This is a genomic window from Pseudomonas sp. K5002 (assembly GCF_013386655.1).
GTDB lineage: Bacteria > Pseudomonadota > Gammaproteobacteria > Pseudomonadales > Pseudomonadaceae > Aquipseudomonas.
The window spans coordinates 1-1691 of the sequence record NZ_JACARK010001108.1 but is presented as its reverse complement, the minus strand read 5'-3'; the positions used below and the strand labels follow the sequence as shown (position 1 = coordinate 1691).

Sequence of the window (1691 nt, the reverse complement as noted above, 5' to 3'; positions counted from 1 at the left end):
GCTGGCCGCCGGACAGCTGGCTCGGGCGATGGGTCAAATGCCCCGACAACCCCAGGCGTGCCAGCAATTCACCGGCGCGGCTATGCCTGGCGGTTTCCGGCGTACCGGCATAAATCGCCGGCATTTCCACGTTGTGCAACGCGCTCAGGTGCGCCAGCAAGTGGTAACGCTGAAAGATAAAACCGAAGTAGTCGCGGCGCAGCTCGGCCAGTTGCTCATCCCCCAGGGTGCGGGTTTCGATGCCATTGATCTTGTAGCTGCCGGCGGTGGCGTAGTCGAGGCCACCGAGGATGTTCATCAGGGTCGATTTACCCGAACCCGAGGCCCCGGTGATCGCGACCATTTCCCCGGCGTGGATGGTCAGGTCGATGCCCTTGAGCGCAATGAATTCGCGGTCACCGGCCATGAAACTGCGCACGATGCCTTTAAGCTCCAGCAGTGGCTGAGTCATCAATCAGCCCCCCGCCACGGCAGGCGATGGATCGCCGATCACCACCTTGTCGCCTTCGGCCAGGCCATCGAGGATCTGCACCTTGACGTTGTTGTTGATGCCCGTCTGCACCTGCCGCGTGTTGGCCTTGCCCTTGGCGTCCAGCACCCGCACCGGGAAGCTGCCATCGGCATTGCGCGGGCCGAGTGCGGCCACCGGCACGGTCAGTGCGGCCTTGGCGGTGTCGAGCACGATGCGCACCTGGGCGGTCATGGCGATGCGCAGGCGGTGGTCGGGGTTGGGTACGTCGAACAGCGCATTGTAGAACACCGCGGTGTTTTGCTTGGGGGTGCCGGCGGTCTGGGTTTCGAGGAAATTCTGCGGGGCAGGTTCGGTACCGCGCAATTTGGCGTAGTAGCGTTTGTCGGCCTCGCCGAGGATGGTGAAATACACCTGCTGGCCCGGACTGATGTGGATCACGTCCGCTTCGGAGACTTGGGCCTTGACGGTCATGGTGTCCAGGTCGGCGAGCTTGAGCAGCACCGGTGCCAGTTGGCTGGCGATCACGGTCTGGCCTTCCTGGGTGACGATGCCCACTACATCGCCGTCGATTGGCGCGACGATGCGGGTGTAGGCCAGGTTGATCTTGGCGGTGTCGATCTGGATGTGGGCGCTTTTGATCTGGGCGTCGAGGGACATCAGGTTGGCGCGCTGTACCTCGTAATTGGACTCGGCGGTTTCGAAGTCCTGGCGGGACACGGATTCGTCCTCCTGCAGGCCCTGATAGCGTTCGTAGACGGATTTGGTTTCCTTGAGTTGCGCCGCAGTAGCGCGGCGTTGGGCCTGGAGGTTTTCTTCGTCGACCTGGGCTTTGCGCAGGGTGTTCTGCAGGATCAACGGGTCGATTTCGGCCAGCCATTGGCCCTTCTTGACCTTGTCGCCGACCTTGACCTTCAGGGATTTGAGTTGGCCGGAAACCTGGGCGCCGACATCGACCTGCTTGACGCCTTCGAGCAGGCCGGTGGCCAGGACGGCGTTTTCGATGTCACTGCGTTCGGCGGTGGCGGTCAGGTATTGCGGCGCGTCTGCGGGGGCCTGCACGGTGTAGATAATCAGGCCCGCTGCGACGGTCAACACCAGGGCCAATCCTGCTTTTCGATACTTTGACTTTTCCATAAATGACCATAAGAGGTGTTGAAATGGGTTCCGGCTTTTGGCTCGGAGTACATATCCGTTTTTTTGGTAACGGCTGATATTGGTT

Annotated in this window: 2 protein-coding genes; both read right to left on the bottom strand. The window is 61.4% G+C overall.

Translation table 11 applies throughout. The features are described from left to right. Positions 1 to 451, bottom strand: a 451-nt coding sequence (locus tag HX846_RS33750; RefSeq protein WP_178967101.1) for an ABC transporter ATP-binding protein, incomplete at its 3' end; no start/stop codon positions are given. Positions 452 to 454: 3 nt separating this feature from the next. Then, entirely contained in the window at positions 455 to 1606 is a 1152-nt protein-coding gene (macA, locus tag HX846_RS33745; protein WP_177020133.1) for a macrolide transporter subunit MacA, read from the bottom strand. Positions 1607 to 1691: the final 85 nt, after the last annotated feature.

What these genes read in the sequence shown, in the direction of transcription:
- macA (WP_177020133.1), bottom strand. Translation starts at nt 1,606, where the DNA reads ATGGAAAAGTCAAAGTATCGAAAAGCAGGATTGGCCCTGGTGTTGACC.